The 24,294-nt window shown below is 46.5% G+C and carries 24 protein-coding genes, 1 other RNA gene and 1 other annotated feature; of the genes, 16 read left to right on the top strand and 9 right to left on the bottom strand.

Going from position 1 to position 24,294, the window contains the following annotated elements:
• Positions 1-109 precede the first annotated feature (109 nt).
• Positions 110-397 (top strand) — a binding site (T-box leader).
• Positions 398-471: 74 nt separating this feature from the next.
• The 5 genes from metG to dhaS all read left to right on the top strand — a co-directional run bounded on the left by metG (position 472) and on the right by dhaS (position 5,506).
• The gene (gene metG / locus V7M78_RS05175; RefSeq protein WP_333647124.1) at positions 472-2,454 is read left to right on the top strand and encodes a methionine--tRNA ligase; all 1,983 of its coding nucleotides are present in this window, start codon (positions 472-474) and stop codon (positions 2,452-2,454) included.
• 67 nt (positions 2,455-2,521) lie between these two features.
• Positions 2,522-3,253 (top strand): TraX family protein, encoded by a 732-nt coding sequence (locus tag V7M78_RS05170; RefSeq protein WP_333647121.1) that lies wholly within the window; start codon positions 2,522-2,524, stop codon positions 3,251-3,253.
• A gap of 12 nt (positions 3,254-3,265) precedes the next feature.
• Positions 3,266-4,033 (top strand): TatD family hydrolase, encoded by a 768-nt coding sequence (locus V7M78_RS05165; RefSeq protein WP_333647119.1) that lies wholly within the window; start codon positions 3,266-3,268, stop codon positions 4,031-4,033.
• Positions 4,034-4,062: 29 nt separating this feature from the next.
• Positions 4,063-4,932, top strand: coding sequence for a 16S rRNA (adenine(1518)-N(6)/adenine(1519)-N(6))-dimethyltransferase RsmA (gene rsmA, locus V7M78_RS05160; RefSeq protein ID WP_333647117.1), 870 nt, complete (start codon positions 4,063-4,065; stop codon positions 4,930-4,932).
• Between the two features lie 16 nt (positions 4,933-4,948).
• On the top strand, positions 4,949-5,506 hold the full coding sequence (gene dhaS / locus V7M78_RS05155) for a dihydroxyacetone kinase transcriptional activator DhaS (protein WP_333647115.1): 558 nt from the start codon (positions 4,949-4,951) through the stop codon (positions 5,504-5,506).
• On the opposite strand, the gene V7M78_RS05150 is transcribed toward dhaS, so the two are convergent.
• Positions 5,463-5,720, bottom strand: a complete 258-nt coding sequence (locus tag V7M78_RS05150; protein WP_333647113.1) for a hypothetical protein — start codon at positions 5,718-5,720, stop codon at positions 5,463-5,465. The genes dhaS and V7M78_RS05150 overlap by 44 nt on opposite strands.
• A gap of 208 nt (positions 5,721-5,928) precedes the next feature.
• Between V7M78_RS05150 and V7M78_RS05145 the strand changes: the two genes are divergently transcribed.
• The gene (locus tag V7M78_RS05145) at positions 5,929-7,662 is read left to right on the top strand and encodes an oleate hydratase (RefSeq protein ID WP_333647111.1); all 1,734 of its coding nucleotides are present in this window, start codon (positions 5,929-5,931) and stop codon (positions 7,660-7,662) included.
• Positions 7,663-7,817: 155 nt separating this feature from the next.
• On the opposite strand, the gene V7M78_RS05140 is transcribed toward V7M78_RS05145, so the two are convergent.
• From V7M78_RS05140 to nagB, 7 genes are all read right to left on the bottom strand, one after another.
• Positions 7,818-8,369, bottom strand: a complete 552-nt coding sequence (locus V7M78_RS05140; RefSeq protein WP_333647109.1) for a TIGR01440 family protein — start codon at positions 8,367-8,369, stop codon at positions 7,818-7,820.
• A gap of 34 nt (positions 8,370-8,403) precedes the next feature.
• Entirely contained in the window at positions 8,404-8,823 is a 420-nt protein-coding gene (locus tag V7M78_RS05135; protein ID WP_333647107.1) for an HIT family protein, read from the bottom strand.
• 53 nt (positions 8,824-8,876) lie between these two features.
• Entirely contained in the window at positions 8,877-9,278 is a 402-nt protein-coding gene (locus tag V7M78_RS05130; RefSeq protein ID WP_333647105.1) for a bacteriohemerythrin, read from the bottom strand.
• Between the two features lie 66 nt (positions 9,279-9,344).
• On the bottom strand, positions 9,345-10,355 hold the full coding sequence (locus V7M78_RS05125) for an ABC transporter ATP-binding protein (protein WP_333647103.1): 1,011 nt from the start codon (positions 10,353-10,355) through the stop codon (positions 9,345-9,347).
• Complete coding sequence (locus V7M78_RS05120) at positions 10,309-11,142, bottom strand: ABC transporter permease (RefSeq protein WP_333647101.1); 834 nt, start codon at positions 11,140-11,142, stop codon at positions 10,309-10,311. The genes V7M78_RS05125 and V7M78_RS05120 overlap by 47 nt, the downstream gene beginning before the upstream one ends.
• Positions 11,135-11,941 carry a hypothetical protein gene (locus tag V7M78_RS05115; RefSeq protein ID WP_333647100.1) on the bottom strand — a complete coding sequence of 269 codons (807 nt, stop codon included), beginning with the start codon at positions 11,939-11,941 and terminating at the stop codon, positions 11,135-11,137. Before V7M78_RS05115 ends, V7M78_RS05120 begins: the two co-directional genes overlap by 8 nt.
• A gap of 294 nt (positions 11,942-12,235) precedes the next feature.
• Positions 12,236-12,970 carry a glucosamine-6-phosphate deaminase gene (gene nagB / locus V7M78_RS05110; RefSeq protein ID WP_333647099.1) on the bottom strand — a complete coding sequence of 245 codons (735 nt, stop codon included), beginning with the start codon at positions 12,968-12,970 and terminating at the stop codon, positions 12,236-12,238.
• Between the two features lie 116 nt (positions 12,971-13,086).
• Here nagB and V7M78_RS05105 point away from each other — a divergent pair, with 116 nt between their 5' ends.
• Positions 13,087-14,439, top strand: a complete 1,353-nt coding sequence (locus V7M78_RS05105) for a DUF6128 domain-containing protein (RefSeq protein WP_333647097.1) — start codon at positions 13,087-13,089, stop codon at positions 14,437-14,439.
• A 27-nt stretch (positions 14,440-14,466) separates the two neighbouring features.
• On the opposite strand, the gene V7M78_RS05100 is transcribed toward V7M78_RS05105, so the two are convergent.
• Complete coding sequence (locus V7M78_RS05100; RefSeq protein WP_333647095.1) at positions 14,467-15,162, bottom strand: anaerobic ribonucleoside-triphosphate reductase activating protein; 696 nt, start codon at positions 15,160-15,162, stop codon at positions 14,467-14,469.
• Between the two features lie 69 nt (positions 15,163-15,231).
• Here V7M78_RS05100 and tadA point away from each other — a divergent pair, with 69 nt between their 5' ends.
• From tadA to V7M78_RS05055, 9 genes are all read left to right on the top strand, one after another.
• Complete coding sequence (gene tadA, locus V7M78_RS05095) at positions 15,232-15,699, top strand: tRNA adenosine(34) deaminase TadA (protein ID WP_333647092.1); 468 nt, start codon at positions 15,232-15,234, stop codon at positions 15,697-15,699.
• A 66-nt stretch (positions 15,700-15,765) separates the two neighbouring features.
• Positions 15,766-16,027, top strand: an RNA gene (ffs, locus tag V7M78_RS05090) — signal recognition particle sRNA large type.
• A gap of 217 nt (positions 16,028-16,244) precedes the next feature.
• Complete coding sequence (locus tag V7M78_RS05085; protein ID WP_333647090.1) at positions 16,245-17,324, top strand: 6-phosphofructokinase; 1,080 nt, start codon at positions 16,245-16,247, stop codon at positions 17,322-17,324.
• A gap of 12 nt (positions 17,325-17,336) precedes the next feature.
• Positions 17,337-18,926: a DNA polymerase III subunit gamma/tau gene (gene dnaX, locus V7M78_RS05080; RefSeq protein ID WP_333647088.1), complete on the top strand. Its 1,590-nt coding sequence runs from the start codon at positions 17,337-17,339 to the stop codon at positions 18,924-18,926.
• 17 nt (positions 18,927-18,943) lie between these two features.
• Complete coding sequence (locus V7M78_RS05075; protein WP_333647086.1) at positions 18,944-19,297, top strand: YbaB/EbfC family nucleoid-associated protein; 354 nt, start codon at positions 18,944-18,946, stop codon at positions 19,295-19,297.
• A 2-nt stretch (positions 19,298-19,299) separates the two neighbouring features.
• Positions 19,300-19,896, top strand: a complete 597-nt coding sequence (recR, locus tag V7M78_RS05070) for a recombination mediator RecR (protein WP_333647083.1) — start codon at positions 19,300-19,302, stop codon at positions 19,894-19,896.
• 59 nt (positions 19,897-19,955) lie between these two features.
• Complete coding sequence (locus V7M78_RS05065; protein ID WP_333647081.1) at positions 19,956-22,325, top strand: tetratricopeptide repeat protein; 2,370 nt, start codon at positions 19,956-19,958, stop codon at positions 22,323-22,325.
• Between the two features lie 14 nt (positions 22,326-22,339).
• A complete protein-coding gene (locus V7M78_RS05060; RefSeq protein WP_333647079.1) occupies positions 22,340-23,173 on the top strand; it encodes a Cof-type HAD-IIB family hydrolase in 834 nt (277 codons plus the stop codon).
• 11 nt (positions 23,174-23,184) lie between these two features.
• Complete coding sequence (locus V7M78_RS05055) at positions 23,185-23,904, top strand: CvpA family protein (RefSeq protein WP_333647077.1); 720 nt, start codon at positions 23,185-23,187, stop codon at positions 23,902-23,904.
• The last annotated feature ends 390 nt before the right edge of the window (positions 23,905-24,294 follow it).

Below are 24,294 nucleotides of genomic sequence, written 5' to 3'. Positions count from 1 at the left end.
TATATGATCCTTTAAAAAAAGTCATGACAAATAAGCATATATGAAGCCTACCCGCTTGACAAACCAGGCTATAGCCATTAAACTAAGGATACTAATAAACTATATCTGTAAGAATGCTGAGAAAAGAAGAGTAAGAAATCCACCTCATGAACAGAGACTTCCGGAAGCTGAAAAGGAAGCTTGAGCGAATTTCCCAACATGGCCTTGGAGCAGCGGAATTGAACTGGCAGCCATCTGCTTTTAAATTCCGACGGTTACACCCGTTATCGTGTCAGACTGTTAAAACAGCCATAAAGCCGGTAAAGGCATTTATGAATGTGAATGCAGCCGTTAAGGTCTGTGCTGTAAGGCACAGATGAATTAAAGTGGTAACACGGGACTGTTCCCCGTCTTTAAATTTCCGAAAGGATGTTTGAGACGGGTTTTTTCTTTGCAGAAAGTCTATTTTATTTTATAACAGGAGGAACATTTATGTGTAAGAATATTGACAAAAAGCCATATTATATCACCACAGCCATTGCCTATGCTTCAGGAAAGCCCCATATCGGCAACACCTATGAGGCCATTTTAGCAGATGCCATCGCCCGCTACAAGAGGGCTGAGGGATATGATGTATTTTTCCAGACAGGAACCGATGAGCACGGCCAGAAAATTGAAGAGAAGGCGGCAGCGGCAGGAGTTTCACCAAAGGAGTTTGTGGATCAGGCGGCTGATCAGATCAGGAATATCTGGGATTTGATGAACACCTCTTATGATAAGTTTATCCGGACCACAGATAAAGACCACGAAGAGCAGGTTCAGAAGATCTTTAAGAAGCTGTATGACCAGGGCGACATTTATAAAGGCCATTATGAAGGCTTATATTGCACCCCATGTGAGTCATTTTTCACGGAATCCCAGTTAAAAGATGGAAAATGTCCTGACTGCGGACGTGAAGTAAAGCCTGCCAAGGAAGAGGCTTATTTCTTCCGTATGAGCAAATATGCAGACAGACTGATTCAGCACATCAATGAAAACCCTGATTTTATCCAGCCCGTATCCAGAAAGAATGAGATGATGAACAACTTCCTTCTTCCGGGCCTTCAGGATCTGTGCGTATCCAGAACTACCTTCAAATGGGGCATCCCTGTTACCTTTGACCCCAGACACGTGACCTATGTATGGCTGGATGCTCTGACCAACTACATCACAGGCATTGGCTACGACTGCAATGGAAACAGCACTCCCCAGTTTGAAAAGCTCTGGCCTGCTGACCTTCACTTAATCGGGAAGGATATCATCCGGTTCCATACCATTTACTGGCCCATTTTCCTTATGGCACTTGACGTACCCCTTCCAAAGCAGGTATTCGGCCACCCATGGCTGCTGCAGGGAGACGGAAAGATGAGCAAGTCCAAAGGAAATGTGCTCTATGCTGATACCCTGGTGGACTTCTTCGGCGTGGATGCAGTCCGTTACTTTGTGCTTCATGAAATGCCCTTTGACAATGACGGAGTCATTACCTGGGAACTGATGGTGGAGCGGATGAATTCAGACCTTGCCAACATCCTTGGAAACCTGGTAAACCGCACCATTTCCATGTCAAATAAATACTTTGGCGGAATTGTATCCAATGAAAATACAGAAGAAGCCGTTGACCAGGACTTAAAGGCAGTGGTACTGGAAGAAGTGAAAAAGGTTCAGGAGAAGATGGAAAAGCTGAGAGTTGCCGATGCCATGACAGCCATTTTTAACATCTTCCGGAGAAGCAATAAATATATTGACGAAACAGCTCCGTGGGTTCTTGCCAAAGATGAAGCAGCAAAGCCCCGTTTGGCAACGGTATTGTATAACCTGACAGAAGCTATTACCGTAGGCGCTTCCCTGCTGGCCTCTTTCATGCCTGAAACTTCAGAAAAGATACTGGCCCAGCTTAATACAGCAAAAAGGGAGCTGTCCCAGATGAATGAATTCGGTCTCTATCCTTCCGGCAACCAGGTAACTGATAAACCGGAAATCCTCTTTGCCCGCATGGACATAAAGGAAGTCATGGAAAAGGTGGAAGCCATGAATGCAGATCAGGAGGCAGGCTTAGGAGAAACAACTTCTGAGGCAGGCTCTGAAGGCGGTATTGATATCGAAGCAAAGGCTGAAATTGAGTATGATGACTTTGCCAAGCTCCAGTTCCAGGTAGGCGAGATCATTGCCTGCGAGGCCGTTGCAAAATCCAAAAAGCTTTTATGCTCCCAGGTAAAGATCGGAAGCCAGGTAAGGCAGATTGTCAGCGGCATCAAGGCCCATTACTCGCCGGAAGAAATGGTTGGCAAAAAGGTGATGGTTGTGGTAAACTTAAAGCCTGCAAAGCTTGCGGGAGTCATGTCTGAGGGCATGCTTCTCTGTGCAGAGGATGCAGACGGAAATTTATCTCTTATGGTTCCTGAAAAGCCAATGCCTTCAGGAGCAGAGATCTGCTGATAAAAATATGTGAGAACGAAGAAAAGGCCGGGTTTTTGATCCGGCCTTATTAAAAAAGGAGAATTCCATGTACGAGACAGGAACAGCTTCTGTAAAAGGAATTACCGGAAATACGTTGAAAATGGTTGCTATTGTAACTATGTTTTTAGACCATGCCGGAGTGATTTTGGTTGCAGGAGGTATATTAGGAGGCCCGGAAGGCGTGATCCCGGAAGGAAGCCCGTGGCCCATGGCATACGTGGTGCTGAGAACCATCGGAAGACTGGCCTTTCCCATATTCTGCTTTCTGCTGACAGAAGGTTTCCTTCATACGCGTGATGTGAAAAAGTATGGAATCCGGCTTCTGGCCTTTGCCTTTATTTCTGAGATTCCTTTTGATTTAGCTATCTTTGACCAGTGGTTTCAGCCCGGTTACCAGAATGTCTACTTCACCTTGTTCATCGGCCTCTGTGTCCTGCATTTTTACAGAAAAGCCGCAGGAAATCCTGTAAAACAAAGCCTGGCGGCCCTGGCAGGAATGGCAGCAGCTTCCTTAATAAGGAGCGATTACGATGCCATTGGAATTGGCATGATTTTGATTTTCTATGTGTTTCGTGAAAATAAAAAGCTTCAGACCTTGTTTGGAGGGATGCTGGCAGTGGTGTCCAGCCTAAGCCTTTCCGGTGCAGCGGCTTTGGCGTTTATCCCTATCCGTATGTATAACGGAAAAAGAGGAGAAATGGACTTAAAGCACTTTTTCTACTGGTTTTATCCGGTTCACCTTCTTCTGCTGTATTTGCTGCGCTTAAGCATCACTTAAAAGGAGAATATTATGATTTTTGATACACACGCCCATTATGATGATGAGGCATTTGATGAAGACAGAGACTTGCTGCTGGGCTCCCTTTTGGAGCATGGCATTGAGGCAGTGACTAATATAGGGGCCAGCATGGAGACCTCCAAAAACACTTTGAAGCTGGCTGAAAAATATCCTCATGTCTATGGAGCCATCGGCATTCACCCCAATGACACCGGGGAAATGAGGTCAGAGGATTTAAACTGGCTTAAAGAGCATTCTTCCAATAAAAAGGTGGTAGCAATCGGGGAAATCGGCCTGGATTACTACTGGGAGGAACCGGACCATGATACTCAGAAAAAATGGTTTATCCGCCAGTTAGACCTTGCAAGAGAGGTAAAGCTTCCGGTGGTCATTCACAGCCGTGATGCGGCAAAGGATACCCTGGACCTTATGAAGGCCCATGCAGAAAAGAACTTAGGCGGAGTGATTCACTGCTTTTCTTATGGAAAAGAAATAGCAAGGGAATACTTAAACATGGGCTATTACCTTGGAGTCGGCGGAGTGCTGACGTTTAAAAACGCCAGAAAACTGCGTGAGGTGGTGGAATATATGCCTATGGAGCAGATGGTTTTAGAAACAGACTGCCCCTATCTGGCGCCGGTTCCCAACCGGGGAAAACGAAATTCCTCTTTAAATCTCTCTTATGTAGTTCAGGAGATCAGCGCTATTAAGGGGATTTCAGAAGAAGAAGTCATAGAGATTACCAACCGCAACGGGAAAAAATTATACGGTTTAATATAACAGGAAGCAAGCGAAAACGGAGGACTAGCATGACATCATTGGGAAATCCCCAAAAAACCATTGAAATCATAAAAAAATATGAATTTACATTTCAAAAGAAATTCGGCCAGAACTTTTTAATCGATACTCACGTGCTGGATAAAATTATTGCATCGGCAGGCGTAACAAAGGATGACTGTGTGCTGGAAATCGGACCGGGAATCGGCACCATGACACAGTATCTGGCGGAAAATGCGGGACATGTGGTGGCAGTGGAGATTGACTCCAACTTAATCCCCATTCTGAAGGAAACCCTTGGGGATTACGACAATGTGACAGTCATACACGGCGACATTTTAAAAACAGATGTGAATCAGATCACAGAGCAGTATAATGGAGGCCGCCCCATTAAAGTGGTGGCAAACCTTCCTTACTATATTACCACCCCCATTATTATGGGACTTTTTGAAGGAAATGTTCCTATTGATAACATTACGGTCATGGTTCAGAAAGAAGTGGCAGACCGGATGCAGGTGGGACCCGGTACCAAGGATTACGGTGCTCTTTCTCTGGCAGTCCAGTACTATGCACAGCCCTATATTGTAGCCAATGTACCGCCAAACTGTTTTATGCCCCGCCCTAACGTAGGCTCTGCTGTAATCCGCCTGACCCGGCATAAAAATCCGCCTGTAACTGCAGAAGATCCGGACCTGATGTTCCGCCTCATCCGGGCCTCCTTTAACCAGAGGAGAAAGACCCTGCAAAATGGCTTAAACAACTCGCCGGAAATTTCTTTCACAAAAGAAGAAATCTTAGAAGCAATAGAAAGCCTGGGCCTTGGCGCCTCCATAAGAGGGGAAGCCTTGACTTTAGAGCAGTTTGCCGCCTTAAGCAACTATTTTACCAATATGAGAAAATAAATTTACAGGAGGGGACATGTCGGATTCACTGATTACCAAACGTGCCATAGCAGAAGCTTTGAAACAGGTGTGCAGGGAAAAGCCGTTTAACAAGATATCCATATCAGATATTACGGCTGTATGTGGTCTGAACCGGCAGACCTTCTATTATCATTATCAGGATAAATATGAGCTGTTAAGCTGGATCTATTACAATGAAAATTTTGCCGCCATAGCGGAAAATATCACTCTTGAGAACTGGGATCAGAAGGTGCTGGAACTGCTTGAAAATATGAGAGCAGAGAAGGCTTTTTATATCAATACCATAAAAGAACAGGAGCATACCTTTGAAAGCTATCTTCTGGAAATGGCAAAAGCCCTGTTTTTGGAGGCGATCCTGTTCCTTGACGAAAAAAAGAAGCTAACAGAGGAAGAACAGGAATTTGATGCCCAGTTTTACGCTTACGGCATCTGCGGCGTGATTGTCAACTGGGCGGAAAAAGGCATGAAGCAGGAGCCCTGGCTGATAGTCCGGCAGTTAAAGAGCCTGGTCAATGCCACCAAGCAGATCGGCTATCTGAAAGCTTTTTCATAATGAGATTTAAGCATTCCTCCAGAGTGCAGCTTTTGATCATTGCAAGAAGCTCGGTATAATGAAACTGTTCCATGGAACAGGGCTGAAACCGCAGCAGCAGTTCTTCCATATTTCTGGCTGCCCGTTCCGGAGATTTCTGTCCGTTTTTTAATTGATGGAGAAGTGCCGTCCTTAATACGGATTCCCGGATGTGATTGCGCAGGGTCACTGACATAATTCTCCCTCCTTTTGTTTTTACTTATTGTAAAAGAAGAAGAAAATAATTTCGATAGACAAAATGCAAAAAATGTCCTGTTTTTTGACACCATTTCCATGGTGTCGTTTTTTTTTACAATTGTAAAAGCATGTATGATGACGAGTAAAACGAAGTATGCTAATATGAGGCCATCAGTTACATCAAATCACAGATTGGAGCATTGATCATGAAGGACAAAAATAGTTTCGGAAAAGCATTGACCTATAGTCTGGCAGCCACTGCCGCAGCCATGGCAGCAGTGAAAGCCTATGATTATTCAAAGAAACAGAAACATTCAAAACAAAACGAGCCGGAAAGGCAGGAGAAAAAAGTCCATAATCCGGAAGGCAGAAAAGCCTATTTTGTAGGCGGAGGCCTGGGAAGTCTGGCAGGAGCGGCGTACCTGGTACGGGATTGCAATATGCCGGGAAAACAGATCACGATTTTTGAAGGACTTCCGATTTTAGGAGGAAGCAACGACGGCATCGGTACTCCGGAAAAAGGTTTTGTCTGCCGGGGCGGCCGAATGCTTAATGAAGAAACATACGAAAATTTCTGGGAGCTGTTCCGGTCCATCCCATCCTTAAGTAACCCCAACAGGAGCGTGACTGAGGAAATCCTGAATTTTGACCACGCCCATCCCACGAAAGCCAAAGCCAGACTGATTGACAAAAGAGGAAATATTTTGGATGTAAAAAGCATGGGATTTACACAGAAGGAGCGGATGGCTCTTTTAAAGCTCATGAATACTCCGGAAGAAAAGCTGGACGATATGACCATTGAACAGTGGTTTGCAGACATGCCCCACTTTTTTACCACTAATTTCTGGTACATGTGGCAGACTACTTTTGCATTCCAGACCTGGAGCAGCCTTTTTGAGTTCCGCCGTTACATGCGCCGGATGATTTTAGAGTTTTCAAGAATTGAAACCCTGGAAGGAGTGACAAGAACTCCCTTAAACCAGTATGACAGCGTAATCCGTCCTCTGGAAGAATATTTAAGAAGACAGGGAGTTGTTTTTGAGGAAAACTGTGTTGTAAAAGACATTGACTTTGCTGACGGTGATGGAATCACGGCAAAAATGCTTCACTTGATAGACAAAGGAAAGGAGAGCACCATCGAGCTTCAGGATGGCGACATCTGCATCATGACCAACGCCTGCATGACCGACAGTGCTACCTTGGGAGACCTTCACACTCCTGCCCCTGCGCCTAATTTAAGACCCATATCAGGAGAGCTGTGGAGCAAAGTCGCCGCAAAGAAGCCGGGACTTGGAAATCCCTATCCGTTTTTTGGCGATGTACAGGAAACCAACTGGGAAAGCTTTACCGTTACCAGCCGGGGCAATAAGCTTTTAAAAATGATTGAGAATTATTCCGGAAACGTTCCTGGAAGCGGAGCCTTAATGACCTTTAAAGACTCCAACTGGCTTATGAGCATTGTAGTGGCCGCCCAGCCCCACTTCATCAATCAGCCTATGGACCAGACTATTTTCTGGGGATACGGGCTTTATACCGATCGGGTGGGCGATTATGTAAAGAAGCCTATGAAGGACTGCACCGGAGAAGAAATGCTGACAGAGCTTCTCCACCACCTTCATATGGAAGACCGCTTAGAGGAGATTCTGGCCGATGTGGTCAATGTAATTCCCTGTATGATGCCCTACGTGGATGCCCAGTTCCAGCCCCGTAAAATGACTGACCGTCCCAACGTGGTTCCCGCAGGTTCCACTAACTTTGCCATGGTAAGCCAGTTTGTGGAAATCCCTGATGACATGGTATTCACCGAGGAATACTCGGTCCGTGCCGCCAGAATAGCCGTATACACCCTTATGGGAGCGGATAAAAAAATCTGCCCGGTTACACCTTACGTCAAAGACCCTAAGGTTCTGGCGAAGGCAGTTCAGACTTCATACCGTTAAGAAAATAAAACTGCAAATAAAATACCGGATTAAAACATCAGGCAAGACAGAAAAATGCGCCAGGACCGTGGTATACTACCCTATATAGGGACAGCACACCTCGGTTCAAGGCGCATTTTTACATGGTGTTTTTAAAAAATATACTCAGCAGCAGTCTACTCTCGAGAGTCCTCATAACATGCCCGGACTCCCCCGATATACTTAGGCCTGGTGCGGGCAGCCACCACATTGGCAAACCCGATGCGGTTGGTCTTAAGTCTGACAGGAACAGCCACAGCCTTTAAATGCATCCCAATGAGGGTGTTTCCGATATCCATTCCAGCGTGTGCCTTTATGGCCTCCACTGCCACAGGCTCCTTAAATATCCTGTAAGCTGCAGAAGCAAAAGAACCACCTGCCTTTAGCTGGGGAACAACGCTCACCGGCTCATAGCCGTAAAGCTCTGCCGCTTCCCTCTCCAGAATCAAGGCCCGGTTCAAGTGTTCGCAGCATTGGGCTGCCACATAAATCCCTTGAGCCTTAAAAACCTCATAGATAGCGGAAAAAACTGCTTGTCCGATCTCCTCACTGGAATGAGAACCAATGCGATGATCGGAAATCTCACTGGAGGAGCAGCCGATCACAATTAAGTTCCCTTTCTTTAAGTGAGCAGCCTCCAGCAATTCCGCGGCCGCCTGTTCAGCCTGCAGCCTGATTTCTTCCAACACGGCGGACACCTCCTTTTACAATCATTTTCATGGTTTATAATGCGGCCCTGATGGCAGCAGCCATGTCTTCATATTCTTTGTCAGTTAAATATACCTTATCCGGATTCATGGTAAAGGTGCTGCCCCATTCATCCCCTCCATTGTACTTAGGAACGATGTGCATATGAAGGTGACATCCGGTATCCCCATAAGCGCCGTAATTCACCTTATCCGGATTAAACACTTTGTGAACAGCCTTGGAAACCCTGGCGGTATCAGCAAAAAAGGCATTTCTCTCCTCATCGCTGATGTCAATCATTTCGCTGACATGATCCTTGTATGCCAGAATCACCCTGCCTTTTTTACTCTGTTCCTTAAATAAATATAAAAATCCCGTTTCCATTTCACAGACCGGATAGCCGAACTTGGCTACCAGTTCCCCTTGCATACAATATGCGCAATTTGGATCTTTCATTGTACAGATGCCCTCTTTCTGATTATGTATTATTCCCATGGTCCAAAAGATTATTACTTGCCCTTTATATATGCGGCAACCTTTACGTCTTCTTTCTTAATATGAGTGATCAGCCAGCCTGCAATGGTGCTGTTAACCTCTCCCACAAGAGGGATGGTAGGACCTTCCTTCTCCAGCTTGGCACAGATTCCAGCCACAACCCTTTTAAAGTCGTCATGATAACGCTTGTGTGTGGCATAATCCGGATACTTATATTGAAGCTGAAGCTTTTCTTCATTGCTGAAATGCTTTGCAGTATAATCCTGCAAAAATTTCGTCGTATTGGCCAGCTCCATACGCCCTTTTCCTGCACCGCAGGCAGCAAGCAGGTTGTTGATAGCGTCGACCAACTGGCGGTGCTCAGAATCAATTAACTGATTTCCTGTTTCCAAATCTTTTGTAAATGTATATGCCATAGTCATGGCCTCCTTATCTTTGTGTGTTATACACATTTTACCTCATTTTGAAAAGAAATCCAACTGTTAAATTTCCTTCCAGCTTAAATACAGGCCTGCAACCACATCCTCAATAGGAGCTTTTTTAATCTCCACATCCTGAATTTGAGTAAATTCAGCCAGCATACCCAGAATTTCATGGATTTCCAGCTTTTTCCGGTCAAATTCATACTCGTGAAATCCGTTTTCTGAGCTTAACAGCTTCAGGGCCGGAAGTCTTGGAGCAGACTCGTGGACAGGAGTAGTAATCTGGATTCTGTAAAAGCCTCCCAGAACCTCCCTCAGTTCATCGAAGCTTCCGTCAAAAGCGATCTGTCCTTTGTTAAGAAGCACCATCCTCTGGGCCATTTCCTCCAGATCATCCATGTCATGACTGGTTACCACAACCGTAGTACCCCTCTCCCTGTTGATCTTTTTTAAGAAACGGATCATCTGCTGTTTAGCCAGAACGTCAAGGCCCAGGGTGGGTTCATCCAAAAAGATCAGTTCAGGACCGTGCAAAAGCAGCATGGCGATATCCGCCCGCATCCGCTGTCCCAGACTCAGCTCCCTGGCAAAAGTCTTCAATATGTCTCCAAGGTCTAACAGTTCCGTCACAAGACTTAGATTTTCCTGATAAACCTTTTCCGGAATATTCCAGACCGCCTTTTTCCATTCAAAGCTGGTGATGACCGGATGATCCCACCACAATTCCGTCCTCTGCCCAAACAGCACCCCGATATGCCGCATAAGGGCAGTCCGTTCCTTGGCCGGATCAAATCCAAGGACAGACACCCGCCCTTCCGTCGGCAAAAGAATGCCGGAAAGAATTTTTATAGTAGTGCTTTTTCCCGCCCCATTGGACCCTGCATAGGCTGCAAACTCCCCTTGGCGGATGGTCAGGGACAAGTGGTCAAGGGCTGTTACCACCCGTTTTTCCGGGTGAAGCATATTTTTTATAATATCGCGGGCTTTCCCGCTTCTCTGCCACTGGCAGTATTGTTTCGTCACATTATCGATGGCCAAAGCCGGTGTATCTGGGTGAGCCGTGAAGTACATAATGTTTCAGTCCTTTCTTAAAAAATAAAAGAGCAATAGTAAAGAGCACAGCCGCTGCCGCCGGAATATAAAACCCGCCCTTTTCCCCGGTTCTAAGCAAAATCAGGGAAGGGAGCCAGGAAGCCAGCCCTATGGGTATGACGGTAAGGAAGATCCCTCTGACCGTTTTGTTCATCTTTCCCAAAGGATAAGTTTTCAAAGAAGAAAATAAATCCCTGACCGTCCCGGCAATTTCCTCTGCCGCAGCAGGAGAATAAAAGGCAGTGCAGGACAAAAGGTATAAAAATGAAAGCATAATAAGGCAGGAGCAGACACTGTAAAAAAGAAACAGCAAAATCCATCCCGGACTTATTGCCACCCCGGCTCTGACAGCTCCGTACCAGGAGAGCCCTGTTCCCAATATGAGAAGAGGAGAACCGGAAAACGGAGAAAAGCCCTGGGCCAGAAGCTGGGTCCACAGAGGAACCGGCTGAATCATAATGTGGTCAAGCTGCCCCCGGCCGATGATCCGGCTGACCATGGAGGTATTATTTCCAATAAAAAACACGGTATAAATCCCGTCAAGAAATACGGAATAACCCATCATAAACAGAATCTCCTCCCGGCTCATGCCGGAGAAATCCCCGAAGCTGACAGACAAAAGGAACACGCCTGTAACCGTACAGATTCCGGTTACGGCATCAGATACCAGCTGCAGCAGAAAATACCGCGTATCACGAAGGAGCCATAAAAGGTCCATTTTCGCATACTGCCCGTAAAGCCTAAAAAGAATTTTAATATTATCCACCAAAAGAAATCATCCTTTCTTTGCTTTTTTTAAAGACATGGGCCGCAGCAATCCACAAAATAAGGTTCCAGAAAATCTGAAGCCCTAGAACCTTCCATGGGTTTTCTGCTGTGCCCGTATAAATAGTAAGAGGCCCATGAGCCACTGATCCAAGGGGAAGCAGGGAAAATAAGTTCCCAATTCCAAATGGAAATAAGGAAAATGGAATCATCTCTCCTGAAAGCAGGGAATAAACGGCCTCCCGGACAGCCAGGGCGGCAAAACAGCCGTTTTTTAAATAGATAGCCAGAGATGCAAAGAGCAAATCAATGGCAAAGCCTAAAGAAGCCGCCAGAATAAGGCTGAAAACAGCCAGGATTCCTGACAAAACCCCGGCAGGCCAGGGATTGATCCCCAAAAGAGGAGACAAAAGCCACAGAGGCAGGCCGAAGAATATAAAGTTAGGAATCCACCACTTTCCAATGGTTTCCGCAAAAAAGCTGACTTCCACAGGCATGGGACGAAGAAAACGCCCAATGACAGACCCCTCCCAAAGGGAAGAGGTGGCAGGGGAAATAATATTCAGCTCCTGATGAAAAATCGCCGCCATAAGGGTATAGGTCATCAACTGGTCAACACCTTCCCCCAGAGACTTCCAGATAAAAATAAGCATGACAAACTGGACGGCCTGAACAAAATATCCTCCTGATACAGACAGGAAGCCGCCGTCAAAGATTTGTTTGGTACATATGAACATAGTGGAACATACGGCTCTGGAATAAGAGCCGAAGCCGGTAAGAAACTTTTTATTCTGTTTCATGAATGAAATTCCTCCATTGCGAATGCGCCCGGCCGGAAATTCAGTCACATAACAGTCAATAAAAGCTACCTGCTATTGGACAAAATTTGAGGCAAGACGCTGTTTTTTTCGTAAAAATGGGCGCACTGATACACGGACAGGTCAAAATTACCCAAAATAACGGAAATATGCTCAATATTCATCCATAAAGAACTGATTTTTATTGAAGTACGGCACACAGCGTCTCACCTCCTTTTTTTCAAGATTTGTTTAAAACTATAACAGCATAAAAAATAAAAGTCAAGATAAATGGAATCAGCTGATTCCCATTTTGGATAAAGCTGCCTCATCAGCCACAATAATCACATCAGGATGAAGCTGTAAGATAGAAGCAGGGACACTTGGAGTAACAGGTCCGCAGATAGATTCATACAGGATATCCGCCTTTTCTGCCCCGCTGACCAAAAGCAGGATTTTCCGTGCCCTCATAATAGTTCCGATTCCCATGGTATAAGCCTGGCGTGGAACCTCATCAATGGAGTCAAAAAAACGTTTATTTGCTTCAATGGTGCTCTCCTGAAGGTCAACAACATGGGTATCTTTTGGATAAATGTCGGAAGGCTCATTAAAACCAATATGGCCGTTGTGACCGATACCCAATAACTGCAAATCTACACCGCCAAGGCCGCTTATGATTGCTTCATAGTCTTCAGCCGCCTTCTCGGCATCTGTCTCCGTCCCGTCAGGGATATGGGTGTTCTTCTCTTTGATATTTACATGCTTAAATAAATGTTCCTGCATGAAGTAGTAATAGCTCTGGCTATTGTCCTTGGAAAGCCCTTTATATTCGTCCAGATTTGCGGTTTTTACTTTAGAAAAATCCAGATCCCCTTTTTGATACCAATCAACTAACTGCTTATAGGTTCCCACAGGAGTGGAACCGGTAGCCAGTCCCAGTACGCAGTCCGGCTTCATAATAATCTGTGCGGAAATAATGTTTGCAGCTTTCCGGCTCATATCGTTATAATCCTTAGCCTGGTAAATCTTCATATCTTTTTACCCTCCATCTGTGATTAAAGATTTTTGTTTATTCTTTCAACAGGATATCATTTTTATGTCATAGTTGCAATGATATTTCCATAAAATAGTTATAAAGGAGTGATGGCATGTCTAACTATCGGAGACTAATCTCATATATTTATGCCTACGAAGGCGGAGTCAAAGGAAAAAACATCGGATTCGCCAAGATTGAAACCAGGGGAAGCCAGTGTAAAGTTACGGTCAGTGCCAAAAGAATCTATGTGGGAGGCAATGACATCGGAGTCTACTTACTGTCCGGAGATCAGGAAATATATCTGGGAAATATTTTTGTGCGCGGAGGTTCCGGAGAATTCAGAATCTCAGTGTCTGCCGAGGATATAGAACATTCCGGAATTTCCATGGACCAGTGTTACGGCCTGACCATCCATGATGTTAAAAACACATGGCGGTCCTATACCACCATATGGGAGGACTCTGTCGCCCACGCAGCAGAAGTGGATTTACAAAGTGCAGTTTCCGCCTCTCTTGAAAAAGATCAGGAAGCGATTTCAGAAGAGCGGATCAAACGGGCAGTAAAGGAAATTGAAGAAGAATTCCCCCTAGAGCCGGAAAAAGTCCAGTCAGCCAGCCAGGAACCGGAAGAAGAACCGGTTTCCTCTTCGGATGCCTCCAGTGAAGAGGAGGAAAGCCCTGTTCAGCAGGCTCAGGAATCTTCTCAGGAAGAAAACCCTGCCCAGCAGGTTCAGGAATCTTCCCAGGAGGAAAACCTGCCCACAGAAATGATGGAAAAAGAAGAAGAGGCTCAACCGGAAGAATCGGAGAAGCCTCAGGAGCCAGAGCCTGTAGAAACTGAGGAAGCTGACGAAGCTGACGAAGTGAAACAGCAGAGCAGCCAGCCAGAGCCAGAGCCTGTAAGCCGGGAAGAAGAAAAACCCCGTGAGAGGATGATGACATTCGGAGAGCCTACCATCCCCTATGACAACCGGGAGCCTGCCGCTGATGGAACCAGTAACGCTGCCGGTCAGATGCCCGGAGAAGAACAGCCTGTACTTGGAAATCCCAGCGATCTGGAACGCCTCCGCCAAAAAGAAGACCCGGATGTAAGCTCTCATGATATGATCTGGGATAAACTGAAACGGGAACATACCCGTATCCTTGCCTTTGACTATGAGCATGGCTGTGAAATCCTCACCATCAAGCCCCAGGATATCGGCCTGCTCCCCAGAGATGCCTGGGTTTATGGCAATAACAGCTTTCTTCTGCACGGATACTACAATTACCGCTACTTAATCATTGCAAAGCTCTTCAATCCACAGGGCATGCCCCGCTATCTTCTGGGAGTTCCCGGCCATTATTACAGCAACGAACGCTACATGGCCTCCATGTTCGGATTCCCCAACTTTGTGCTGTCTAAAGACCAGCCTATGGAAGATGGAAGATTTGGATTCTGGTATACGGATGTAAAACTGGGGGGCTGATATCAGCCCCTTTTTTACGTGCACCCGTCAGGCTTCCATGCCCCGCAGCACTGCATCAGGCAGAAATGGCCTTAAAACATCTAAAAATTCCTTTAATTCCTCTCTGGAAAAAGACCGGAACCCAGGACATAGAACCTGCCCGGAATCCTCAAAATTCTGAAGATAATAAGGAGAACTGCCGGCCAGCCATCTTCCAATATCGGAAAAGTCTCCGAGATCATGAATCCCTTTCACCGCCGTGGTACGGAATTCATAAGGAACTCTCCCTGACATCAAAAAAGAAACGCTTTCTTCAATGTTTTCTATTTTAAGGCCTTCCTTTCCCGCTGCCTTAGAATAATTGTCCCTTCCGGCCTTGATATCCATTGCAACGTAATCCAAAAGCCCTGAAAGAACCAGATTTTTCAAGACCTCCGGGCGGTACCCGTTTGTATCCAGCTTCACCAGATAGCCAAGCCTCCGTATTTCCCTGATAAAAGGCTCTAAATCAGCCGCCAGAGTCGGCTCACCTCCAGTAATACAGACTCCTTCTAAAATCCCTTTCCGCTTTTTAAAAAAATCCAAAACTTCCTCCTGAGAAAACAAAGCCTCCGCCTCTCCATCCAAAAGTCCGCTGTTATGACAGAAAGGACAGCGGAAATTACAGCGGTCAAGAAAAACCGTAGCAGCCACATGCCCCGGAAAATCCAGGAGAGTAGTTTTTTGCAGTCCGCAAATCTTCATATCTTCACCATTCCTTTATTTCGTGATATACTGGTGCAAGTATATCACAAGAAACCACAAGGAGCCAATATGACCATAGATGAAAAATATATGCGGGAAGCGGTAAGACAAGCAAAAAAAGCTGCAGCCGCAGGCGAGGTCCCCATAGGCTGCGTCATTGTCTATGAAGACAAGATCATCGCCAGAGGCTACAACCGCCGAACCATTGATAAAAATGTTCTATCCCATGCAGAAATCAACGCCATCCGAAAAGCCTGCAAAAGAATAGGAGACTGGAGGCTGGAAGGCTGCACCATGTATGTGACCCTGGAGCCATGTCCCATGTGCGCCGGAGCCATTGTCCAGGCAAGAATTCCCAGAGTTGTCATAGGCTGCATGAATGCAAAGGCCGGCTGCGCAGGCTCAGTCCTTGACCTGCTTCACGAAGAAGGCTTTAACCACCAGGTTATTACGGAAACCGGAGTGTTGGGAGAAGAGTGCTCCCAGATGATGAAAAACTTTTTTAAGGAACTGCGGGAAAAGAAAAAACAGCCGTAATCCTTGACAACAGCTCTGTTTCCATGTATACTAAATTCCGATTCAATCAATTATGTCATAAAGTTTCCGTGCAGCCGGGGAGATAGCGGTGCCCTGTACCTGCAATCCGCTCTAGCAGGGGTGATGTCTCACCCAGGGCCGTCTATTGCAGGGCTGCCCCTGATAAGTGGCGATGACGTTTGGGTCTTACGCAACAGATCTTCATGAACCGTGTCAGGGCAGGAATGCAGCAGCACTAAGTGAAATCATCTGTGTGCCGTGAGGGAGCCTGGACCGAGCTAACTGTCAGGGTAACGCTTGTGATAGCGGTTCAAAGTGAGACGCACGGATTAAATATAAAGAATTTCCAGACGCCGGGAAGCAGAAAACTGTTTCGCAGCGTCTTTTATTTTAAAATAATCATTTTTAATATTTTCTTACATTTCTCAGTGAAACAAAGTTTTCCCTTGCCCCCCATGTCCCTTTGTATTATAATTGAGTATAAAATGGGTATAATAGTACCTATTTCCATATGACAAACCGAATCAGAAAAGGGGAGTTCTTTAATGATAAGAATTGGAATGCTTACAAGCGGAGGTGACTGCCAAAGCTTAAATGCTACCATGCGCGGGGTGGCAAAGGCGTTGTACCGGATGATGGACGATGTGGAAATCGTCGGCTTTGAAGACGGTTATAAGGGCCTTATCCACGCGGATTACCGTATCATGAAGCCAGAAGATTTTTCAGGAATACTGACAAAGGGAGGCACTATTTTAGGAACCTCCAGACAACCCTTTAAGCTTATGAGGGTGCCCGATGAAAACGGCCTTGATAAGGTGGAGGCCATGAAGCACACATACAGAAAGCTGAAGCTGGAATGTCTTGTGGTTTTAGGCGGAAACGGAAGCCAGAAGACTGCCCATCTCCTTTGGGAGGAAGGGCTCAACGTGGTGTCCCTTCCAAAGACCATTGACAATGACCTTTGGGGGACCGATGTCACTTTTGGTTTTCAGAGCGCCATTAATATAGCCTCCAATGCCATCGACTGCATCCATACGACTGCAGCTTCCCATGGACGGGTTTTCATTGTAGAAGTTATGGGACATAAGGTGGGCTGGCTCACCCTGTACGCAGGCATAGCCGGAGGAGCTGATATCATCCTGCTCCCGGAGATCCCTTATGATTTGAATGTTGTAATAGACGCATTAAAAACAAGAAGTAAAAACGGCAAAAAGTTTTCCATCCTTGCCGTAGCAGAAGGAGCCATTTCCAAAGAAGATGCCCTTCTCACTAAAAAGGAATTAAAAGAAAAAAGGAAAAACGGCCCGGTTTACCCTTCCGTGGCCTATGCAATCGGCGCACAGATCACAGAGCGGACCGGACAGGAAGTGCGGGTCACCGTACCCGGCCACATGCAGAGGGGCGGACAGCCCTGCGCCTTTGACAGAGTGCTTTCTACCCGTCTTGGGGCAGAAGCTGCTTTGTTAATTAAAAACAAAGAATACGGATACATGGCTGCGGTGAAAAACAACGAGATTGTTAAAACGCCTCTGGCCGAAGTAGCCGGAAAATTAAAAACAGTCGACCCGGCGAGCTCGATCATCAGGGAAGCCAAGATGACAGGTATCAGCTTCGGCGACGAATAAGGAGTCATTGGCATGTCATATACGGCATTGTATCGGAAATGGCGCCCCTCATCCTTTTCCGACGTAAAGGGTCAGGACCATATCGTACAGACATTGAAAAACCAGATAGTATCCGGGCGTATCGGACATGCATACCTGTTTTGCGGAACAAGAGGAACCGGAAAGACCAGTATTGCCAAGATTTTTGCAAAAGCGGTCAACTGCGAACAGCCCATAGACGGAAGCCCTTGCGGGGAATGCCGAAGCTGTAAGAATATCTCAGCCGCCGCCTCTCTCAATGTGGTGGAAATCGATGCCGCATCAAACAACGGCGTGGAGAACATCCGGGAAATCAGGGAAGAAGTCCAGTATCCGCCTACAGAAGGCAAATACCGGGTTTATATCATTGACGAGGTTCATATGCTTTCTACAGGAGCCTTTAATGCACTTTTAAAGACTCTGGAAGAACCGCCGTCCTACGTCATATTTATACTGGCAACCACAGAAGTCCAGAAGATTCCCGTAACCGTCCTATCCCGGTGCCAGCGTTATGATTTCAAACGGATTACCGTGGAAACCATTGTGGAACACTTAAAAGGACTGTTAGAGACAGAACAGACCCAGGTGGAGGAACGGGCCCTTACTTATATAGCCAGGTCGGCAGACGGAGCCCTGAGAGATGCCTTAAGTCTTTTGGACCAGTGCATCGCCTTCCATTACGGAGAACCATTGACCTATGATCTGGTTCTGGATGTGCTGGGAGCCGTGGACATTACGGTATTTGGAAAGATGTTCCGGGCAGTGGCAGAAAACCGGACCAAGGACTGCATTCTGGCTCTGGAAGAAATGGTGATTCAAGGCAGGGAGCTGGGCCAGTTTGTCATTGACTTTATCTGGTATTTGAGAAACCTGTTATTGTTAAAATCTGTGGACGATCCGGGAGGCCTTCTGGATATGTCGGCAGAGAATCAGAGCATTTTAAAGGAAGACAGCCGGCTTGCGGATCAGGAAACCCTGCTCAGATACATCAGGGTATTTTCAGACCTTTCCAACCAGCTTCGCTACGCTTCCCAAAAGCGGGTCCTCATTGAGGTGGCTTTAATCAAGCTGACCCGCCCCCAGATGGAACAGAATTTAGATTCCATACTCCAGCGTATTTCCGTCATGGAAAAGATGCTGGAAGAAGGTGTTGTGATGGCACCTTCCTCCGGAGCGGAACCTTCCAAAGAAACCGCTTCCTCCCCCGCAGCCCGGGAAATGACTCCTGCAGAGCGGATCACCCTTCCCAAAGGCCAGCTGGAGGATTTAAACTTAATCCGGAGCGAATGGAACAAAATCATACGGGAATTAGGAGGCCCAATCAGGGCCAGCTTCCGTGACACAGTGGTGGAACCGTCGGGAGAAAGCTGCCTCTGCATCGTCTTTTCTGATGAGAGCAACTATATGATAGGAAGCAGGGAAGCCACTATTTCCCAGATCCAGGGTTACGTAGAAGACCATTACCAGAAATCCATCGCCTTTAAAGCAAGACTTCGAAGCGGAGGAGAACGGCTGGATACCATATATGTAAGTGATGAAGAATTAAAAGCAAATATTTTAATGGATATAACTATAGAAGATTAATCAGGAGGAGACACACCATGGCAAAACGTGGCGGTTTTCCAGGCGGTATGCCTGGCAATATGAACAACTTAATGAAGCAGGCGCAGAAGATGCAGCGCCAGATGGAAGAGACGACAAAGGAACTGGAAGAAAAGGAATATACAGCAGCAGCAGGCGGCGGAGCCGTATCTGTCACTGTTTCCGGAAAAAAAGAAGTGACCTCTGTCAAGCTGTCCCAGGAGGTTGTGGACCCGGACGACATCGAGATGCTGGAGGACTTAATCGTGGCAGCCACCAATGAGGCTTTCCGTCAGATGGAAGAAGACAGCAGCTCTGCTATGGCTAAACTGACCGGCGGTCTGGGAGGCTTAGGCGGAGGCTTTCCGTTCTAGCCATGGACTATTACAGCAGTCAGATAACCAGATTAATTGAAGAGCTGTCCAAGCTTCCGGGCATTGGAAGCAAGTCAGCGCAGCGTCTGGCATTTCACATTATCAACATGCCGGAGGAGCAGGTGATGGGCCTTTCCTCATCCATTACCGAAGCAAAACGGAATGTCCGTTACTGCAAGGAATGCTTTACCCTGACTGATCAGGAGCTGTGCCCCATATGCCGAAGCGAAAAACGGGATCACAAAACCATCATGGTGGTGGAAGATACCAGGGATTTGGCGGCCTATGAAAAAACAGGGAAATTTGAAGGAGTTTATCACGTGCTCCATGGTGCCATTTCCCCTATGCTGGGAATAGGACCTAATGACATAAAGCTGAAAGAACTGATGCAGAGACTGCAGGGAGAGGTGGAAGAAGTGATCATTGCCACCAACTCCAGCCTTGAAGGCGAAACCACAGCCATGTATATCAGCAAGCTGATCAAACCCACAGGAATCAGGGTAACCCGGATTGCCAGCGGAGTTCCCGTCGGCGGGGACTTGGAGTACATAGATGAGGTAACATTGCTGCGGGCCCTGGAAGGACGGGTTGAGCTGTAAAATCCCCGTCTTGTCAGAAGCTGGAAGTCTGAAAGAAAAGATTCATTAGGAGATAAATAATGGATAAGTACGAGTTTAATATAAAGGTTGAACAGATTAAAAAACTGGTAGGCAAAAACGACTATGAGACAGCTATGAAAATAGCCGATACAATAGATTGGAGAAGAGTCCGCAACATCAATCTGCTTTCCATGGTAGCCACTGTCTATGAAAAGAACAGGAACTATCAGGAGGCCAAGGAGATCCTTCTTCAGGCTTTTGAGCGGGCACCCATTGGAAAACGGCTGCTTTATAAGCTGGCCGAACTGGCCATCAAAGAAGGAAATATCGAAGAGGCCGAAGCCTATTACAAAGAATTCGGCGACCTGGCTTCTGATGATCCAAGGCAGCAGCTTCTGCGCTACATGATTTTAAAAGCAAAAGGAGCCCCTGCCCAGCAGCTCATCCATTCCCTGGAATCCTACACCAGCGTGGAGCTGGATGAAAAATGGCTGTACGAGCTGGCAGAATTATACAGCCTGGCAGGAATGACGGACCGCTGCGTGGAAACCTGCGACCGGATCATGCTGATGTTCGGCCTTGGAAAATATGTGGATAAGGCCATGGATTTAAAGATACGGTACGCACCCCTGACCAGCTACCAGATGGATCTTGTGGAGAACCGTGATAAATACGAAGCGAAGCTGCGGGCAGTGGAGCTGGAATACGGAGCCGGAGGAAGACCGGCTGCAGAATCTGAACCGGAAGAAGAGTATTACGAAGAAGAACCCGTTCAGGAGCCTGAGTCCTATTATGAGGATATGAGGTTTCAGGAACCTCCTATAGAAGATGACCTGGAAACCAGTATGGAAGAAGAAGCAGTTCAGGAAAGTCTTGCCAGAGAAATGTCCAGAATTTCCTATGACGAGCCGGTGATACAGGAAGCTCCCAGACTGGAGCGCACCAGGGTTTTAGAAGATATCAGACGTGTGGGCCATCCTACAGCAGTTCTTCCAAAGCCCAGAGGAATCTATTTAAATGAGGAAGAAGCTGACTACTCTTATTCTTCCGGCCCAATCATTGAAGAAGATGACATAGAAGAGCCGGAGATGGAAGCTGTTTCTGAATCCGAATATGCCGGATTCCAGTCAGCCGCGACAGCCGAGGATTCCGAAGAAGACTTCTATCAGCCCCAGGCTTTCGTCTCCGGTGACCCTGACGACCATCAGCCTTATGACGCTGAATTATACCAGGATGAAGATGAGCCGGAACTGATCCATGACCCTTCCTATGAGGAGCCGGAAAATGAAGCTTCCTGGCATTATTCCACCGGCCAGGATGGTGACTTGGAACTGGAAGAACCTTATGAGGAAGAGGAAGACGAGGAAATCGAAGAAGCACCTGTCCGAAATCATTTGATGATAGAGGCCACAACTCCGGAAAAAGGACTTAAGATGGCGGTCGACGCCTTAAAGCAGATTCACCTAGAAAGTGGTGTGAAAAATCCGGTTGCCAGAATCACGGGATCAAAGCTTTCCAAACGGGGAGTGCTGGTATCTGCGGAAAAACTGGCTGGAAAAGACCTTGTAATTGAAGAAGCAGGCGATCTTACAACAGAAGCCTTAGAAGAATTAAACATCCTTATGGCTGAAGACACCAGCGGCATGATCGTAGTTCTCATCGATAATCCCAAGCAGATGGAAGCCCTTCACTGTGACCACCCGGATCTTGCCAGTAAATTCGAATGCATCGGAAGCGGCGAGGAAATGACGGCTTCTCCTGTAAGAAGTTCAGATGAGAGTCTTCCTGAAAGGGAAATACCAGCTTCTCCCTTAAGAACCCAGAAAGGTTCCATGCCAAAAGCATCTGCCCATCAAGCCCCTGCTTATAAAGTACCTGCCTATAAGGAGCCTGTCTATCAAGCACCTCCTGTATATGAAACTGCCGCCCCTTCCTATGAAACACCGGAAGCTTCTGCCTATGAAGCAGATTATGAAGATGTTCAGGGAAGCTACGAGGCACCAAGGTATGAAAATCAGGGATATCCGGTAGAATCAGATTCCTGGCAGAATCAGGAGTATGAAGAAGAGGAAGGATATGAAGAGGAGGAGTTTTACGAAGAAAACCGCCCCTCTGTCCGGGATGAAGAAGGCCCAGGCTTTCATGGGGAAGAGATGGACATTGACGAATTTGCCCAATATGCCTGCCGCTATGCCAATGAGATTGATTGCAGCGTTACCGGAAAAAGCATGTTGGCGCTGTATGAAAGAATTGAAATCATGGAGGAAGACGGCCTTCCCCTTAACCGTGCCAATGCGGAAAGCTTAATTGAAGAAGCAGCGGACCGGGCGGAAAAACCTCCCCTTGGAAAACGGCTTAAAAATCTGTTTTCTACAAAGTACGATAAAGAAGGTCTTCTTATATTAAAGGAAGAACATTTCATTTATTAATTGGAGTATAAAACGTGAATATTAAACTCATTGCACTAGATTTAGACGGAACCCTGTTAAACAGCAAAAAGGAAATCTCTCGGAGAACACTCCGGACTCTTACTGAGTGCTGCCAAAAAGGGCTTTGGATCGTTCCCTGCACTGGCCGGAGCGCATCGGGAATCCCGGAAGAAATAATCAGGATTCCCGGTGTACGCTATGCCATTACCACCAATGGTGCAGTGATTGAAGACATGACCCAAAAGCAGATCATCGATACCTGCATGCTGCCCTGTGAGCAGACTTTGGAATTACTGCGGTTTGTGGATTCCTATGATGTGATGTACGACCCCTATATCAATGGCCGGGGGATAACAGAAGGCCGCTTTTTTGAACACCTGTCAGAGTACGGTCTGACTCCGGAATTACAGGAATTAGTCCGCCGGACCAGAGATGTTCACCCCAATATCCTGGAATTTGTAGAAAACAGCCGTAAACCTGCGGAAAAAATCAACCTGTTTTTCTCAGACATGGAAGAACGGGCCAAGTTAAGAGCTGAACTGGAAAAGAGAGATGACATTCTGGTCACCTCCTCCCTTCCTAATAACCTGGAGATCAACGCCCACGGCGCAACAAAAGGAGCAGCTCTCCTGCGGCTGGCCTCCCATCTGGGACTGGAAGCCGGTCAGACCATGGCCATCGGAGACGGAGAAAATGACCTTTCCATGATCCAGGCAGCCGGAATCGGAGTTGCCATGAAAAATGGAAAGGAAGAACTTCTTGCGGCAGCCGACTACATAACAACCACCAATGATGAAGACGGAGTGGCGGCGGCCATTGACCGGTTTGTATTGAAGGCGGAATCATGATGAGGTTTTATATGGAAAACTGGTTATCGATAGCAGCAGGAGTCTACCTGTTGGGAATGATTTTGTACGGCCACCGGAGAGGCTTTATCCGGCTGGCAGTTTCCATGGTGGCGGTAATCCTGTCCCTTACCATTGCAAGAGTATCCCTTCCTGTTGTAACAGGATTTTTAAAAGAGAATACAGCCCTGCAGCAGACCATTTCAGAAAGCATAAAAAAATCCATAAATTTAGAACAAGAGGAAATCCCGGCAGACGAAGTCCTGGAAACACCCTCTGCCCAACGCCTTCTAATTGAGAGCCTTGAACTCCCGAAGAATATGAAGGAAGCCTTGATTGAAAATAATAACAGCGAGATGTACCAGTCCCTTGGAGTCAATGCCTTCACTGATTATATAGGAGGCTATCTGGCAGAAGTCATTCTCAGCTCTCTGGGGTCGGTGATTTTGTTTTCGCTTGTTTATATGGTAATCAAGCTTCTGGTCGGATGGCTGGATATCATTTCCAAACTCCCCATTCTGTCCGGAATCAATCAGATCGCCGGAGCTCTGCTGGGAGGTTTGGAAGGCCTTGTCTTTTTATGGCTGGCCTGCCTGGTTATTACTGCTTTCCCGTCCACCGGCTGGGGCCTTGCCCTGTTGGGTCAGATTGAGGCGAGCAAATGGCTGTCCTTCTTATACAACCATAATCTTCTGAATCTGATGGTTTTAGGACTTTTGCAAAAACTGGTGTAGAAATAAAGTTGTAGTTATCATATGTGCAATTAAAACAAATCTGCAGACCAAGAGAGATTCCCCTTGGTCTGCAGATTTTTTCATACACCACAAAATATAGAAATATTCAGACGAAACTTATATATATAGTGGTTGGAGAAATACAGAAAAAATTGTTTGAATAAAAGGCACAAATATCCTTGACAAGATGAAAAGGACATGATATATTAAAGACCCGATGCGAGAGAAACCGCAAAGGCAGCCAGTTAAAACCGGTTGAAAAAAGTTAAAAAAGTTGTTGACAGATAAGTAACTGCATGATATACTATATGAGTTGCTGATTAAGCAAGAAGACAACAAAAAGCACTTTGAAAACAGAAGATTGAACAGTATGTAAAACCCTGAAAATTC

It is taken from the genome of Lacrimispora sp. (assembly GCF_036758025.1).
In the GTDB taxonomy this organism is placed as follows: domain Bacteria; phylum Bacillota; class Clostridia; order Lachnospirales; family Lachnospiraceae; genus Lacrimispora.
The sequence above is the reverse complement of the archived record's forward strand: the minus strand, read 5'-3'. Positions and strand labels throughout refer to the sequence as shown.